This window comes from uncultured Granulicatella sp. (genome assembly GCF_963515095.1).
Classification (GTDB): domain Bacteria; phylum Bacillota; class Bacilli; order Lactobacillales; family Aerococcaceae; genus Granulicatella.
The window spans coordinates 25912-42083 of the sequence record NZ_CAUPXD010000005.1; the positions used below are offsets into that span (position 1 = coordinate 25912).

General features: G+C 33.1%; 13 protein-coding genes. 11 read left to right on the plus strand and 2 right to left on the minus strand.

Translation table 11 applies throughout. The annotated features are described in order from the left end of the window. Positions 1-18 precede the first annotated feature (18 nt). Entirely contained in the window at positions 19-1056 is a 1038-nt protein-coding gene (gene holA / locus RWL86_RS02310) for a DNA polymerase III subunit delta (RefSeq protein WP_314076985.1), read from the plus strand. A gap of 54 nt (positions 1057-1110) precedes the next feature. Here the strand turns inward: holA and rpsT are convergent, their stop codons facing one another. Beyond that, the gene (rpsT, locus tag RWL86_RS02315) at positions 1111-1365 is read right to left on the minus strand and encodes a 30S ribosomal protein S20 (protein ID WP_006703518.1); all 255 of its coding nucleotides are present in this window, start codon (positions 1363-1365) and stop codon (positions 1111-1113) included. A 224-nt stretch (positions 1366-1589) separates the two neighbouring features. Here rpsT and RWL86_RS02320 point away from each other — a divergent pair, with 224 nt between their 5' ends. The 6 genes from RWL86_RS02320 to RWL86_RS02345 all read left to right on the plus strand — a co-directional run bounded on the left by RWL86_RS02320 (position 1590) and on the right by RWL86_RS02345 (position 10088). After that, the gene (locus tag RWL86_RS02320) at positions 1590-2513 is read left to right on the plus strand and encodes a Fic family protein (protein WP_314076986.1); all 924 of its coding nucleotides are present in this window, start codon (positions 1590-1592) and stop codon (positions 2511-2513) included. A gap of 85 nt (positions 2514-2598) precedes the next feature. Then, a complete protein-coding gene (gene uvrB, locus RWL86_RS02325; protein WP_314076987.1) occupies positions 2599-4575 on the plus strand; it encodes an excinuclease ABC subunit UvrB in 1977 nt (658 codons plus the stop codon). A 16-nt stretch (positions 4576-4591) separates the two neighbouring features. After that, positions 4592-5197: an MmcQ/YjbR family DNA-binding protein gene (locus RWL86_RS02330; protein ID WP_314076988.1), complete on the plus strand. Its 606-nt coding sequence runs from the start codon at positions 4592-4594 to the stop codon at positions 5195-5197. A 79-nt stretch (positions 5198-5276) separates the two neighbouring features. Continuing rightward, complete coding sequence (locus RWL86_RS02335) at positions 5277-6272, plus strand: aspartate-semialdehyde dehydrogenase (RefSeq protein WP_314076989.1); 996 nt, start codon at positions 5277-5279, stop codon at positions 6270-6272. 335 nt (positions 6273-6607) lie between these two features. Beyond that, entirely contained in the window at positions 6608-8353 is a 1746-nt protein-coding gene (locus RWL86_RS02340) for an ABC transporter ATP-binding protein (protein WP_314076990.1), read from the plus strand. Beyond that, positions 8343-10088, plus strand: a complete 1746-nt coding sequence (locus tag RWL86_RS02345; protein WP_314076991.1) for an ABC transporter ATP-binding protein — start codon at positions 8343-8345, stop codon at positions 10086-10088. The genes RWL86_RS02340 and RWL86_RS02345 overlap by 11 nt, the downstream gene beginning before the upstream one ends. 84 nt (positions 10089-10172) lie before the next feature. Here the strand turns inward: RWL86_RS02345 and RWL86_RS02350 are convergent, their stop codons facing one another. Then, positions 10173-12116, minus strand: coding sequence for an ABC-F family ATP-binding cassette domain-containing protein (locus RWL86_RS02350; RefSeq protein ID WP_314076992.1), 1944 nt, complete (start codon positions 12114-12116; stop codon positions 10173-10175). Positions 12117-12371: 255 nt separating this feature from the next. Here RWL86_RS02350 and RWL86_RS02355 point away from each other — a divergent pair, with 255 nt between their 5' ends. The 4 genes from RWL86_RS02355 (at position 12372) to RWL86_RS02370 (ending at position 16141) form a co-directional block, all read left to right on the plus strand. Next, entirely contained in the window at positions 12372-13007 is a 636-nt protein-coding gene (locus tag RWL86_RS02355) for a redox-sensing transcriptional repressor Rex (RefSeq protein ID WP_314076993.1), read from the plus strand. 532 nt (positions 13008-13539) lie between these two features. Beyond that, positions 13540-13731 carry a hypothetical protein gene (locus tag RWL86_RS02360; protein ID WP_314076994.1) on the plus strand — a complete coding sequence of 64 codons (192 nt, stop codon included), beginning with the start codon at positions 13540-13542 and terminating at the stop codon, positions 13729-13731. A 388-nt stretch (positions 13732-14119) separates the two neighbouring features. Then, positions 14120-14521, plus strand: coding sequence for a lanthionine synthetase LanC family protein (locus RWL86_RS02365; protein WP_314077020.1), 402 nt, complete (start codon positions 14120-14122; stop codon positions 14519-14521). A gap of 9 nt (positions 14522-14530) precedes the next feature. After that, positions 14531-16141: an ABC transporter ATP-binding protein gene (locus RWL86_RS02370; RefSeq protein ID WP_314076995.1), complete on the plus strand. Its 1611-nt coding sequence runs from the start codon at positions 14531-14533 to the stop codon at positions 16139-16141. Positions 16142-16172: the final 31 nt, after the last annotated feature.

The following is a 16172-nucleotide window of genomic DNA, read 5'->3' on the forward strand; positions in this document are numbered from 1 at the left end:
GAGAAAGGGGAGTCATGAATGGAATTTCAAAAGAAAATAGAAGAAATTAAATCGGGGAAATTGTCGCCCATTTATATAGTTCAAGGAAAAGAAGATTATTTACAAAATTGGGCAAGGCAAGTATTTTTAGAATCCGTAGTGGCTCCTGAAGATCAAGAATTAAATATTGCTCGATTTAATATGGAAGAAATTTCTGTCCAAACAGCTATTGAAGATGCAGAATCTGTTCCGTTTTTCGGAGATAGACGTTTAGTGATGATTGATAAACCATATTTTTTAACAGGTGAAAAAGAAAAAGCAAAAATCGATCATCAACTTGAAAGATTACAGTTTTATTTAGAAAATCCCTTAGACTCTTCTGTTGTTGTATTTTTTGCACCATATGAAAAGTTAGACTCTCGTAAAAAAATCGTGAAGCAATTAAAAAAAGTAGCAGTCTTATTAGATGCTTCTTCATTAGAAGAAAAAGATGTAAGAGTGATGGTTCAAAGTAAATTACAAGAACAAGACGTTTCGATGGAAACTTCAGTTCTACAGTTCTTTTTAGAAAAATTACACTATTCTCTAACAGATGCGATGAGAGAAATTGATAAGTTAATCTTATCTGCTATGGATACGAAAGTTATTGATAGTGACTTAGTGGCAGCATTAGTACCAAAAAGTTTAGAACAAAATATTTTTGAACTAGGAGAAGCTGTCCTTCGAAAAGATAGTAAAGTGGCGATTGAAATTTATCGAGATTTATTATTACAAAAAGAAGACCCGATTAAAATGAACGCCATTTTATTAGGGCAATTTCGCTTATTACTACAAGTGAGCTACTTACAAAAAGAAGGCTATCACGAACCTGAAATGCAAAAGGTATTAGGGATCCATCCATACCGTGTAAAACTCGCTCTAGGACAATCTAGAAAATTTTCGATTGCTTTATTAGAAGCAGCGTATCGATTATTAGTAGAAACAGAGTATGCTTTGAAAACAGGACTTGGAATGAAAGAGTTACAATTAGAAACATTTATTTTGAAGTTTTGTCAAAAGAGTGCATCAGTAGGTTGAAATGAAAATAAAAAGTACAAAAAAAGGCCCGAGAATGATTTCTCAGGCTTTTTATTATTTGCTTAATTTTGAAGCAAGACGTGATTTATCACGAGAAGCTTTGTTTTTGTGGATTAATCCTTTAGAAGCAGCTCCGTCGATTGCTTTGTGAGCAGCACGTAATAATTCTTCAGCATTTTCAGCACCTTCAGCTACTGCAGCTTCAAATTTTTTGATAGCAGTACGCATAGCAGAAGTTTGTGAGTTGTTTGCTAGTGTTGACTTTTTGTTTGTACGAACACGTTTGATTTGTGATGCGATATTTGGCAATGGGTTCACCCCTCTTTCTTACATTTATATAATCACTGATCAGTTGTCTCCAACAGGAATTATTATACAAAAGTCCTTATAAAAATGCAAGTCTTGCGATGAAATAGTACGTTTTCATGTGACATTTATTGTATAAATGTAAAAAAGGTTGAAGCTATCGCTTGTAAAATCTTTACTTTTTAAATATTTTTTGAAATAATAAGTAAAGAAATTAGAGGTGAAATATGTATCAATATAATGGCTTACTACAATTATTAAAGCAAAAGCAATTAAATAAATCAGAGTTAACAAAAATTCTTCATATTTCTTCACGAACACTTGCCAAAATTTCAAAAGGAGAAAAACTTTCTCCTAGAGTGATTCGTAAATTTTGTGACTTTTTTGATTGTGCAGAAGAAGCTCTTTATACTGTTGTTCCTAATAATCCAATTCTTAGACAGTTAAGGGAAGAGAAGGATGTTGGGATTTCTGGAGGAATTTATCATGAGCTACAAATACGGATGACTTATAACTCGAATCATATTGAGGGAAGTCGTTTAAACGAAGAGCAAACGAGGCATATATTTGAAACAAATACTCTGTTTAGTCACGAGGCTGTCAGTGTAGATGACATTATTGAAACAGTAAATCACTTTCGAGCAATAGATTACTGTATTGAGATTGCAGAAGAAGAGTTAACAGAAGAAATGATTAAACAATTACACTATTTATTGAAAAGCAGAACGAAAGATGAAACACTTTCTTGGTTCAATGTTGGAGAGTACAAAGCACGTCCCAATATTGTAGGCGGAATGGAAACTTCATCTCCTAGCAATGTAGCAAATGATATGCAACAGTTATTAATAATGTATCAAGAGAAAAAACAGATTACCTTTGAAGACATTGTAGAATTTCACTTTCAATTTGAAAAAATCCATCCATTTCAAGATGGAAATGGTCGTGTAGGACGACTAATTGCTTTTAAAGAATGTCTGAAACATCAATTGATTCCTTTTATTATCGAGGATAAAAAGAAATTTTACTACTTCCGAGGATTAAAAGAATTTTTAAATAATCCCAATTATTTAATCGATACTTGTTATGATGGACAAGATACGATGAAACGTCTACTGGAATATTTTCAAGTGGAGCTTCCGATAGAACGATAATATGAATGATAGATAAGCTACTCTGATTTGTTTTCCACTTCGAGCGTGATATACTATTTAGGAATATGGAAAAAGGAGTGGACGAATGGATCATTTTGAACTACATTCTCCCTATCAACCGCAGGGAGATCAACCACAAGCGATTAAAGAATTAGTCTCTGGAATTTTAGAAGGAAAACATGAACAAACCTTATTAGGAGCAACTGGAACGGGTAAAACTTTTACGATTGCTAATGTGATTAAAGAAGTGAATAAGCCTACTTTAGTGTTAGCTCACAACAAAACATTAGCGGGGCAGTTGTATGGAGAATTAAAAGAATTCTTCCCGAATAATGCTGTAGAATATTTTGTATCTTACTACGATTACTATCAACCTGAAGCCTATGTACCTTCCAGTGATACGTATATTGAAAAAGAATCTAGCGTTAATGATGAAATTGATAAATTACGCCATTCTGCTACAAGTGCTTTGCTTGAAAGAAGAGATGTTATTGTAGTGGCCTCTGTTTCATGTATTTATGGATTAGTAAATCCTGAAAATTATAGAGAGCATGTTCTATCTTTACGAGAAGGAATGGAAGTTGAACGGAATCAGTTACTTACTCGATTAGTAGAAATGCAATTTGAGCGAAATGATATTGATTTTCGAAGAGGTAGTTTTCGAGTAAGAGGAGACATTGTAGATATTTTTCCTCCAGGTCACGATTCTTCTGCCATTCGTGTGGAATTTTTCGGTGATGAAATTGAAGCTTTAAAAGAAATTGATGTTTTAACAGGAGAAGTGAAAGCTACCGTAGAACATGTACCTATTTTCCCAGCCGCTCACTTTGTATCGAATGAAGATGAAATTAGTCGGGCAGTTTCTACGATTAAAGCAGAATTGAAAGAACGTTTAGAAGAATTAAGAGAAAATAACCAATTATTAGAAGCGCAACGATTAGAACAACGAACGAATTATGATATTGAGATGTTACTAGAAATGGGCTATTGTAATGGAATTGAAAATTATTCAAGACATATGGATGGAAGAAAACCAGGTGAAGCTCCGTATACCTTATTAGACTTCTTCCCAGAAGATGCATTATATGTTGTTGACGAGTCTCATATTACTATGTCACAAATTAGAGCAATGTTTAATGGAGACCGAGCTCGTAAAGAACAGTTAATTCAATATGGATTCCGATTACCGAGTGCTTTAGATAATCGCCCATTACGATTTGAAGAATTTGAAGAAAGAATTCCACAAATGATTTATGTTTCTGCAACTCCAGGACCTTATGAAATGGCTCATACTCCAACCGTTACAGAACAAATTATCCGACCAACAGGATTACTGGATCCATTAATTGAAGTTCGACCTATTAATGGACAAATTGATGACTTAATCCGTGAAATTCATGACCGAATTGAAAAGAATGAACGAGTATTTATTACAACATTAACGAAGAAAATGTCAGAAGATTTAACCGATTACTTAAAAGAAGTAGGCATTCGTGTGAAATATCTTCATAGTGATATTAAAACATTAGAAAGAACAGAAATTATTCGAAATTTACGTCTAGGTGAATTTGATGTATTAGTCGGCATTAACTTATTAAGAGAAGGATTGGACGTGCCGGAAGTATCCCTTGTTGCCATTTTAGATGCGGATAAGGAAGGATTTTTAAGAAGTGAACGTTCCTTAGTTCAAACAATTGGACGTGCCGCAAGAAATGCGAATGGACGAGTGATTATGTATGCTGATAAGATTACAGATTCTATGAAATATGCCATTGATGAAACCAATCGTCGTAGAAGTATTCAAGAAGCTTATAATAAAGAACATGGAATCACTCCAAAAACAATTCATAAAAATATTCGTGATTTAATTGCGATTACTCATGCAGTTGAAAAAGAAGAAACATCTAAGACTGATTTCAAACAAATGACGGCTCAACAAAGAAGAGAAGCTATTGAAGTGATGGAATTAGAAATGCGTGCTGCAGCTAAAGACTTGAACTTTGAAAAAGCAGCACAACTTCGAGATATGATATTAGAACTTCGAGTACAATATAAATTATAGGAATAAGGATAAAGAAATGAAATGGACATTAACTTCTGATTTAAAAGAATATGAAGGGAAAACAATTCCTAGCAAAATAGACGGATTTTATTTTTATATCGTGAGTGCTTCGGTCGAAAAAGGCTTAGAAATGATTGTACGTGATGAATCTCATGAACGATATTCTTTATTTGATGTGACAACTACCAATAGTAAAATTGCACAGCAATTAAGGCAAGAAGCGGAAGAGATGGTATTTCAATGGTGCTATTCAGTAGATACATCGTTAGTAGCGTTGAAAGAACAATGGAATCGTTGGATATTGGAACATATAACTCCTTATTCAGCAATGCCCTTTAAGAAATCAGCAGCTACAGTATACAATGTGAAAGAAAACGGAAAATGGTATGCATTAATGATGGAAATTCCATTTAGTAAATTAGGAATTACAAGTGATGAAATAGCACTGACTTTAAATGTGAAGATTCCTCCAGAAGAAAAGGAAATTCTCCTTCAAGAAGAGGGAGTGTTTGAAGCATATCATATGAATAAAAAGCATTGGATTTCGATTGCATTGAATGTTTGTAAGGATGAAGCATTCATACAGAAGTGTATTGTAAATAGCTACAAATGTGTTCGTTAAAAGGACAAATTCTTTACATTTTTTGAAACATTCGATATAATTTTCATCACATAGACTTATAGTAAAGAGGAGATTCATTATGGTAAATATTGCAATTGTAGGTGCAACAGGTGTTGTAGGTACAAAAATGATTGAAAGATTAGCAGAAAGTAATCTTCCTGTTGATCATTTATACTTATTAGCTTCTGCTCGTTCAGCAGGAAAAGTATTACAATTTAGAGGAAAAGATTATGTTGTAGAAGAATTAACAGAGAATTCTTTTAAACGTGATATTGATTATGCGATTTTCTCAGCTGGTGGAGGAACTTCATTAAAATTTGCTCCAATCGCAGAAAAAGATGGCGTGATTGTTATTGATAATTCAAGTGCATGGAGAATGGATCCTGAGATTGACTTAGTAGTTCCAGAGTGTAATGCACCTACTTTAGAAAGAAAAATTATCGCCAACCCAAACTGTTCTACAATCCAATCTGTAGTGCCATTAAAACCACTACATGAAGCGTTTGGGTTGAAGAGAGTCGCTTATACAACTTATCAAGCAGTATCTGGTTCAGGGCAAGCGGGGATTAATGATTTAGTGAATGGAGAAAAAGGATTAGCTCCAACAAATTATCCTCATCCAATTTATAATAATGTATTACCACATATTGATGTATTCTTAGAAAATGGTTATACAAAAGAAGAAATGAAAATGATTCAAGAAACTCGTAAAATTTTAGGGTTAGATGAATCAGTGGCCATTACTGCAACTTGTGTGCGTGTGCCTGTTATGAATTCACATTCAGTAGAGATTAATGTTACTTTTGAAAAAGATACTACTCCAGAAGAAATTCGTGAAATTTTATCGAAAGCTCCTGGGGTTGTAGTAGTGGATAATCCTGCTAATAATGAATATCCTACACCTTTAATGGCAACTGGTCATGATGAAGTGTTCGTTGGAAGAATTCGTCGTGATATTTCTCAACCAAATAGTTTCCATATTTGGTGTGTGGGAGATAATATTCGTAAAGGTGCAGCAAGTAATGCAGTACAAATTGCGGAGTTAATTGAAGAAAAAGAATTACGTAGAAAATGACTTTTCTGTGGTAGCACTAGGACGCAAGCAGCCTCGCATTCGCGAGTCTCATTGCTAAATTTCGAGCCAAAGTCTCGAAATTCCCTGTACTAGAAGCCGGTTTGGCTTCTAGTACTCGTGCTACGGCGAAAAGTCATTTTCTACTTTTGGCGTGGTGTAATGAGAGGGCGTATGAGAGTATGACTTTTCTGTTGTAGCACTCGTGCTACGGTGATTACGTGTATGTTTAAAAACTTTTCGAAACATTCGTTTCGGAAAGTTTTTTTCATATGTTTGCATTTTTTATTTACTTTGTTACAATTTAATTGAGAAATTTCAATTTAAGGAGTAAGGTTTTGAAAACATTATGGAAATATGCTAGTTATTATAAAAAAGAAAGTTTGCTAGCACCTTTATTTAAATTGTTAGAAGCTAGTTTTGAATTATTTGTACCCCTAGTGATGGTGCAATTAATGGATATTGGTATTGCTCAAAATCGTCCGTCCTATATTTTAATGATGTGTGGATTGTTAATTCTTCTTGCGGTGATTGGTTTAGTTGTTTCGATTACTGCACAATACTTTGCTGCTAAATCAGCGACTGGTTTTGCTAAGAAATTACGGTATGCTTTATTAGAAAAAATTACAACATTAGATTTTTCAACTATCGATCAACTTGGAACGGATGCACTGATTACAAAAATGACAAGTGATATTCAACAAGTTCAAACCGGTTGGAATTTATTTTTACGCTTATTACTTCGCTCACCTTTTGTAGTTTTAGGAGCAATGATTATGGCGTTTATTGTAAATGTACAAGCAGCTTGGGTATTTGTTGTGACGATTCCTGTGTTAGCAATTATTATTTATACGATTTTATTAAAGACGATTCCTTTATTTACAAAAGTACAAGAAGGAATGGATCGTATCACTCAAAAAACAATGGAGAATTTAACAGGGGTGAGAGTTCTTCGGGCTTTTAATCGAGTGGAAATAGAACAAAATACTTTTCAAACGGAGACAGATGCATTAGTGAATCAGCAAAAATTCGTCAGTCATTTATCCAGTTTAACGAATCCAATGACGATGATTATCGTTAATATTGCTATTATTGTGTTATTACAATTAGGAGCGGTACAAATTGATACAGGAATCTTAACAAAGGGACAAGTTATTGCGTTAGTAAATTATATGTCTCAAATATTATTAGAGCTCATTAAATTAGCAAATTTAACCGTTCAAGTAACACGTTCCGTTGCTAGTGCTAAGAGAATTGAAGTAATATTGACGATTGAACAACCTGATGAGTTTGCAGAAGAGATGGACAGATTATCTTCAACAGAAGAGACAGATATTGTACTTTCATTTGAAAATGTTTCTCTGAAATATGAAGGAGATAGTCATGAAGTATTAGAAAACTTAACTTTCTCTCTAAAAAAGGGGGAAACTTTAGGCATTATTGGTGGAACAGGAAGTGGGAAAACTTCATTGATTTCATTGATTCCTAAATTTTATCGACCAACAAGTGGAAAGATTCGTATAAATGGGCAACCCCTAGAAACTATTCCAACAGAAGAATTAAGACAGAAAATAGGGATTGTTCCACAAAAGGCAGTTTTATTTAGAGGAACAATTGCTGAAAATTTAAGATGGGGAAATGCAGAAGCTACCACTCAAGAATTATATGAAGCATTAGAAATAGCCCAAGCAAAAGAAATGGTTGAACAAAAACCAAATCAATTAGAGTATATATTGGAACAAGAAGGAAGAAATCTATCTGGTGGACAAAAACAACGTTTAACGATTGCGCGAGCCATCGTTAGAAAGCCAGATATTTTAATATTAGATGATAGTTTTTCAGCTTTAGATTATGCAACAGATGCAGCATTAAGAAAAGCTATTGCAAAAGCTCCATTTAAACCAACAACAATCATTGTCTCTCAAAGAGCGGCTTCAGTGATGCAAGCTCATCAAATTATTGTGATGGACAAAGGAAAAATCGTAGGAATTGGAACGCATGAAGAGTTACTAGAAACAAATGCGATTTACCAAGAAATAACTGCCTCACAATTTCAAAAGGAGGAACAGTCTCATGAAGCATGAAAAAAGGGAAGTGTATAAAAAATTATTTCCTTATTTAAAAAACTATAGTGTTCTCTTACTATTTTCTCTCTTTTTAGCAATGATTAGTGTGTTATCTAGTGTATGGATTCCAAAAGTAATCGGTCAAACCATTGATGCGATGATAGGAGTTGGAGAAGTACAATTTTCTATTGTGACAAATGGCTTATTATGGATTTTTGTGCTAGCAATAATCAGTATGGTGAGTCAATATGTGATGAGTTTATGTCATAATCATATTGCTTATGGTATGGTGAAATCATTGAGAGATGATGTCTTTACTCATTTAACTAAAATGCCTCTGAGTTATTTAGATATAAAAGCACACGGTTCTCTTCAAAGTATTGTTATTTCGGATACAGAACAAATAGCAGATGGACTATTACTAGGATTTTCTCAATTATTTACAGGAATCTTAACGATTATCAGTACATTATTATGGATGTTTAGTATTCAACTAACAATGACAATCGTTGTCCTTATTTTAACGCCCATTTCATTTGTTGTTGCTTCTTTTATTGCTAAAAAAATATTTCATTTATTTCATGAGCAATCAACATTAAGAGCTGAACAAACAGCCTTTACTCATGAAACGATTTCTGGGATAAAAGTTGTTCAAGCTTATAGTCAAGAAGAAAATGTGTTAGATACTTTTGATGAGATGAACGAAAAGTTAGCAGACCGTTCCTTAAAAGCTATTTTTTATTCTTCGATTACGAATCCAGCAACTCGTTTTATAAATAGCTTAGTGTATACAGTAGTAGGATTAGTGGGAGCATTTTTTGTATTGAATTCTCAATTAAGTATTGGGCAATTGGCAGCATTTTTAACGTATGCGAATCAGTATACAAAACCTTTTAATGAAATTTCAGGTGTGATGACTGAGTTTCAAAATTCAATCGCTTGTGCAAGCCGTGTATTTGAATTGATGGAAGAGCCTATGGAATCTGAAGAAGGAAAAGAAATCAATTTACCAGAAATGATTAAAGGGGAAGTTCTATTTGAACAGGTGTCATTTTCTTACCAAAAAGACCAATCACTGATTAAGGATTTTTCTTTAGAAGTGAAACCTGGAGAAAAAATTGCGATTGTAGGACCAACTGGGAGTGGTAAGAGTACACTTATTAACTTATTAATGCGATTTTATGAAGTTAATAAAGGGAATATTACCATTGATGGTATTTCAATAAAAGACATGAGCAGACAGCAACTGAGACAATTATTCGGAATGGTGTTACAAGAAACTTGGTTGCAATCGGGGACTATTCGAGAAAATTTATTATTAGGAAATCCCAATGCAACCGATGAAGAAATTCAACAAGTATTAATGCAATGTCAATTAGATAAAATGATTGAAAAGCTACCACAAGGATTAGAAACACCTCTTCAACGACAAGGAGAAGATCTCTCACAAGGACAGCGACAACTCTTGTCCATTGCTAGAGTCATGCTAAGCCAGCCATCGATGCTCATTCTTGATGAAGCAACTTCTTCTATTGATACAAGAACAGAGTTGAAAATTCAACAAGCTTTCCAAACATTAATGGAAGGGAAAACAAGTTTCATTGTGGCTCATAGACTTTCAACAATTCAAAATGCAGATAAAATATTAGTGTTGAAAGATGGACAAGTGATAGAACAAGGAACACATGAAGAACTGATTGCAAGGCAAGGGTTTTACCAACATCTTTATCAAAGCCAATGGATGAATGAGTAAGAGTTTAAAAAGACTTTTCTTCAGTAGCAGAACATATCGTAAGCTACGAGGAAAAGTCTTTTGTTTTTTTGTTTGAGAGAAGTATTAAGCTTGAAATTCTTCCAAAGCTAAGCTAGCTTCTTCCCATTCCATCATTACTTCTTCTAATGATTCATTTAAGTTTTGTAAAGTTTGTTGAAGTTCACTAGAACGAGTAGGATTCGTATAAACTTTTTCTAATGTTAATTCTTCGTGAACGGAAGAAATTTCTTGTTCGATTTGATGCAGTTTTTCTTCTAACTGTTCTACTTGTCTGGTTAGAGTACGAAGTTGTTTTTGTTCTTCTTTTGAACTCAAGTAATTTTTCTTAGTATCGGTTAAAGCTACTTCTGCTTGAACGACAGGTGTGGCTTCTTCTTGTTTTAAGGCTTCAAGCTCTTGTTTCTTTTCAATATAGTAATCGTAATCTCCTAAATACAAGGTACTTCCTTCAGGAGTAATTTCTAAAATAGAAGTTGCCACTTGATTAATGAAATAACGGTCGTGTGAAACAAAGCAAATTGTTCCATCATATTCAATGAGCGCTTGTTCAAGAACTTCTTTACTATCGATATCTAAGTGGTTCGTAGGTTCGTCGAGTAATAAGAAATTATCATGTTCTAATGAAAGTTTTGCTAAAGCAAGTCTTGCTTTTTCTCCCCCACTTAATTGGGCAGTGGATTTTTCAACATCTTTTCCTGAAAATAGGAAACTTCCTAAAATTGTACGAATATCTTTTTCAGGCATCGTCGTATGTCGGCTCCAAAGCTCTTCTAAAACGGTTGTTTTAGAGTTTAATCCACTTAAATTTTGATCATAGTAACCGACTTGAACATTAGCCCCTAATGAACTTTCTCCAGAAATCCATGGAATTTCTTGTATCAGAGATTTTAATAATGTTGATTTTCCGATTCCGTTAGGACCAACAATCGCAATCGCTTCTTGTTTGCGGATGTTTAAATTGATGGGCCCCGCTAGCGTTTGCCCGTCATATCCAATAAAAGCATCTTGCACGTTTAAAACTTGATTCCCAGATTCTTTTTGAACAGAAAATGAAAAACGAGCAGATCTTGAATCTGACTGTGGTTTTTCGATTCGTTCCATTTTTTCTAATTGTTTTCTACGAGATTGTGCTCGTTTCGTAGTAGAGGCACGAACAATATTTTTCGCAACAAATTCTTCTAATTTTTGAATTTTCTCTTGTTGTTTTTCATAAGCTTTCTGTTGTAGTAAGAAACGATTTTCACGTTCAGTTACATAGTATGAATAATTGCCCTTATAATATTCGCAAGTGTGATGATGAATTTCATATACTTCTTGACAGACTTTATCTAAAAAATATTGGTCATGGCTGACAATCAGTAGTGATACGGGTGAAGATTTTAAGTAATCTTCTAACCATGTTAATGTTTCAATATCTAAATGGTTCGTAGGTTCGTCTAAAATTAAGACATCATGTTTTTCTAATAAAATTTTAGCTAAGGCTAAACGAGTTCTTTGTCCACCGGATAATTGTTGAATAGGTTTATCATAATCTTCAGGATAAAATTGGAATCCATGTAAGACAGAGCGAATTTCTCCTTCATAGCCATAGGCATTCATTTTATTTAATTGTTCTTGTAAATCGTCATAGCGAGCTAATGTTTGTTGGTAGAGTGATTCATTGGCTAATACGTCTGGATTTCCTAATTTATCAGCTATTAAAAGAGCTTCTTTTTTTAGAGCTTCGACTCCTTTAAATAATTCAATCATTTCTTCCCAAATGGTATTTTCAGAATCGACTGAAGCATATTGATCTAAGTAACCGATGGAAAGGTCTTTTTTCTTACTCACCATTCCTAAACTAGGTTCTTCAATCCCTGCTAAAATTTTTAATAATGTTGATTTTCCTGTTCCGTTTCTTCCCACTAATGCAATACGAGAACGTTCTTGGACTTCAAGGGAAATATTTTCAAATAGTACATCTGGGCCAAAATGTCTCGCTAGCCCTTGACCTTGTAATAAAATCATGTCGTAATCCTCTTTCTATGCAGTTTCAAATTTATTCTATCATACAAGTGAGAAGGACAAAAGTTTTTACTATTTATTTATTAATTGTAAGAATGAGAAAAAATCACAATAAACATTAGTTGAGAAATTTGCTGGAGATATGTAGAATAAAATTTACAAATGTAATAATTTATGTAAAAACAAGCATATCGTTTGTGAAATTTATGAAAGTTATGCTAAAATATTTATGAAATTTGATATAAAGGAGATTGAAAAATGAAAAAAGTTGAAATTCCAAAAGCTACCGCAAAGCGATTGGCAATTTATCATCGTTATTTAAGATTTTTACATGATGCAGGGAAACGTCGTATTTCTTCAACAGAATTAAGTGAAGCTGTAAAAGTTGATAGTGCAACAATTCGTCGTGACTTCTCTTATTTTGGAGCGTTAGGGAAACGTGGTTATGGTTATGATGTGGAGTATTTATTAGACTTCTTCAGTCAACAATTAAATCATGATCGTTTAACAAATGTTGCTTTAGTTGGAGTGGGTAATTTAGGTCAAGCTTTATTAAACTATAATTTCCATCAAAGTAATCATGTGAGAATTAGTGCTGCGTTTGAAGTTGACGAAAGTATGGTAGGAAAAATTGTGAGTGGAGTTCCAGTTTATTCTATGAACGATTTAGTAGAACAACTTCGTGTACAACAAATTCAAGTGGCGATTTTAACGGTTCCTCAAGAAGTTGCTCAAGAAACTGCTAATTTATTAGTGGAAGCAAATGTTCGTGGTATTTTAAACTTTACACCGCTTCGTTTAACTGCACCGGATCATATTCGTGTTCAAAATGTTGACTTAACAAATGAATTACAAACTTTGATTTATTTCTTAGATAACAACAATAATAACTAATTGTAGAAACATCTTGTAAATGCGAGGAGCATTTATGAGATGTTTTTTTGTCGTAAATGACTTTGTATATAGTAGCAGAAAGGACGTAAGCAGCCTCGCAAAGCGAGTCTCATTGCTAAACTTTGAGCCTAGGGTCTCAAAGTTTCCTGTATTAGAAGTCGAAGCGACTTCTAATACTAGTGCTACTATGAAAAGTCATTACTTGTTTGATGGAAGGGAATAACGGTTTGATTTAGAGTACGTAAAGCGTAAATGACTTTGTCTATAGTAGCAGAGAGGACGCGAGCAGCCTCGCAAAGCGAGTCTTATTGCTAAACTTTGGGCCTATGGTCTCAAAGTTTCCTGTAATAGAAGTCGGAGCGACTTCTATTACTGCTGCTACTATGAAAAGTCATTACTTGTTATATGGAAGGGAATAGTGGTTTGATGTAGAGTGCGTAAAGCGTAAATGATTCTGTTGACAGATAGTTGATTTAGAATTACAATCAAGTTAGTTAATTAACTAATTTGATTATGAAAGGGGAGATGGCATATGTTAAATATAAAATGGAATGGTAATCAAGTAATAAAAGAAACAACATCAGGATTGTTTAAAAAAGAAATTGGGTACAATGAGCAAGTAATGAAAGAACAAGAAAAATTAAAAGTTATGAATGCGCATACAGGTGAAGGGACTTCTTCATCTATACCATCTTCTTCAGAACCAAGTATTGTGATGTTTTAATTTTGTTACTATTTTAACAGTACATTTAAGCTGTAACATAGATTACCGAAGCTATGTTACAGCTTTTTATGTTTATGAAATGTGGAGGGTTTTATGAATTGTTATATTGACAAAAGGTGGTAACTAGAATATCCAATTATGGCTATAATGAAATACTTGCATATATTTAATTGATGAGAAAAGCAGATAATATACAAAGTAAAAAAAGCATATTACAAGAACTATCTAAAAATATAAAGATTTTAAGTTCATTAGCTATTGCTAGTATAGATACTTACGATGCACTAAATAATATTAATATATTAGGAAATAATAAAGTTGAATCATTATAGATAATGGGAAAAATATTATTCATAGAGTGGCATGTTTAGATAAGAAAATGGATATTATGGAATCTGATTCGTGTGATTTGTCTTGGTGTTATGGTTTGGTTGGGATAAGCATATATATGAAAGATTTAGAAGAAGCTAAAGATTTACTTAAGGAAATGCAACATTATATGACCAATTCGCTTGCCAAGTTGATAACTATGGATTTTCTACCTATAAATAATCATCAAGTTTGTTTGTGCCATGGCATAGCAGGGCTTATATATTATCTCTGGCGTGAGGGTTATTTAGAGTGTAGTCATAATATTTTAAGAATATTGAATCGATATTATGAGCGCCTATTTATCGAACCAAACCAAGATTTTCGAATTCTAGAGGGGTATGGTGGTATGTTATTGGTTATGTTAGCATTACACATGAATAAACAATTTAAAGGGGATATTCTATTAGGATATAGTTAGGAGATTAATATGAAAAGTTTAATGAAATATATAAAAAGAGAATGGAAAAAGAATAGTTATGTGTTATTGACAATTATTGTAGGGCAAGCTTGTTTAGTATTGTGGGGAGTTAGTATAGCTAATTTAGTGACGGCTTTAGCCAAGTTGGAAATTGAAACAGCAAAGTTATTAAGTGTTCAATTGCTTGTTATCTTCATGGTATGGATGTTTCAACTATTTTTTGAGAGAAAATTACTAACAGATGCAGTTCAAAGTATGGATTGCAGAATACGAGAGGATATTGCGCAAGAATTAGTGACAACAGATTACCTTTCTTTTAATGAAAATGAACAGGGTGTTTATTTGTCTTGGTTGACGAATGACATCATGACGATTAATCAACACGGTTTTAACAACTTAGAGATGATGATTAATCAGGCTGTGGGGATTGCTTTGAGTGTATCGGCTATAGTTTATTTTCATTATTCAATTATTGTCGTAATAGTGTTATTATTTATAGCAATGGTGTTAGTTCCAAAAAAATTTAGCACCAAAATGACAAGTAGTATGGAAATTATGACCAAAGTCAGTGATGAGGTGACGAGTACTTTTACAGATGTACTGCATGGATTTAATGATTTATCAAGTATGAATTTAGGAGATTATTTTAAGGATAAAATCTTATTTGGATCGTACAGATTAAAAAAAGTAAAGGTACAATACGCTGTTGATTCTGGGAAAATGATAGCTGCCACAAATGGATTAAGTTTATTTAGTCAAATTATCTTATTGGTATTTACAGGGTATTTATATGTAGAAGGGTATGTCCCTATAGGAGCTATAGGTGGAGTGCAGTTTTTCGCTGCAACAATTTTCTCGAGCCTAACAGGGTTTAATGCTAATTATGCGGAACTGAAAACCGTTCAACCTGTGTTTGAGAAATATAGTAAGAAATTAAAAAGTAATTGTGAAAGAAATGATGGGAAAGTCGTCAATGAGCTAACAAATAGTATCCGGTTGCAAAATATTCATTTTTGTTATCCTAATACTGAACGTGTTGTTTTAGAAAATATGAATATGGAAATTAAAAAGGGAGATAAGGTAGTGATTACTGCTGAATCAGGAAAAGGAAAATCAACACTGTTAAATATTATGAATCGTCGTCTAGAACCAACTAAAGGTAATATCTACTGGGATAATATTTCTTATAAGGACTTAGACATTACTAGTTTACATAATTCTATAATCTACATTGATCAAAATCCACATTTATTTAATGCAACGATACGTGAAAATATTATTTTAAATGAATCGATAGAGGAAGGTAGATTAGAAAATATTTTAAAACAGGTTGGTCTTAGCGACTGGATTGATTCTTTGGAACTAGGGTTAGAAACAATTATTGATTATCAAGCAAAAAATATTTCTGGCGGACAGAAACAAAAAATAATATTAGCAAGAGGTTTGTTGAGAAATAAAAAAGTCGTGTTATTAGATGAAATTACTTCATCGCTAGATAATCAATCTGCACTAGAAATAGAAAAATTGTTGTTCGATAATGACACGCTTACTGTAGTAATGGTAACTCATCATCTGTCAGAGTATGTGATTCAAAGATTAACTAAACAATATGTTTTGTAACTGAATAACTTTCTTTTATTACGAAATATTA

Bases quoted from the DNA above. Each gene is read 5' to 3' on its own strand.
- holA (WP_314076985.1), top strand. From the start codon at position 19: ATGGAATTTCAAAAGAAAATAGAAGAAATTAAATCGGGGAAATTGTCG.
- RWL86_RS02320 (WP_314076986.1), top strand. From the start codon at position 1,590: ATGTATCAATATAATGGCTTACTACAATTATTAAAGCAAAAGCAATTA.
- uvrB (WP_314076987.1), top strand. From the start codon at position 2,599: ATGGATCATTTTGAACTACATTCTCCCTATCAACCGCAGGGAGATCAA.
- RWL86_RS02330 (WP_314076988.1), top strand. From the start codon at position 4,592: ATGAAATGGACATTAACTTCTGATTTAAAAGAATATGAAGGGAAAACA.
- RWL86_RS02335 (WP_314076989.1), top strand. From the start codon at position 5,277: ATGGTAAATATTGCAATTGTAGGTGCAACAGGTGTTGTAGGTACAAAA.
- RWL86_RS02345 (WP_314076991.1), top strand. From the start codon at position 8,343: ATGAAGCATGAAAAAAGGGAAGTGTATAAAAAATTATTTCCTTATTTA.
- RWL86_RS02350 (WP_314076992.1), bottom strand. From the start codon at position 12,116: ATGATTTTATTACAAGGTCAAGGGCTAGCGAGACATTTTGGCCCAGAT.
- RWL86_RS02355 (WP_314076993.1), top strand. From the start codon at position 12,372: ATGAAAAAAGTTGAAATTCCAAAAGCTACCGCAAAGCGATTGGCAATT.
- RWL86_RS02360 (WP_314076994.1), top strand. From the start codon at position 13,540: ATGTTAAATATAAAATGGAATGGTAATCAAGTAATAAAAGAAACAACA.
- RWL86_RS02365 (WP_314077020.1), top strand. From the start codon at position 14,120: ATGGAATCTGATTCGTGTGATTTGTCTTGGTGTTATGGTTTGGTTGGG.
- RWL86_RS02370 (WP_314076995.1), top strand. From the start codon at position 14,531: ATGAAAAGTTTAATGAAATATATAAAAAGAGAATGGAAAAAGAATAGT.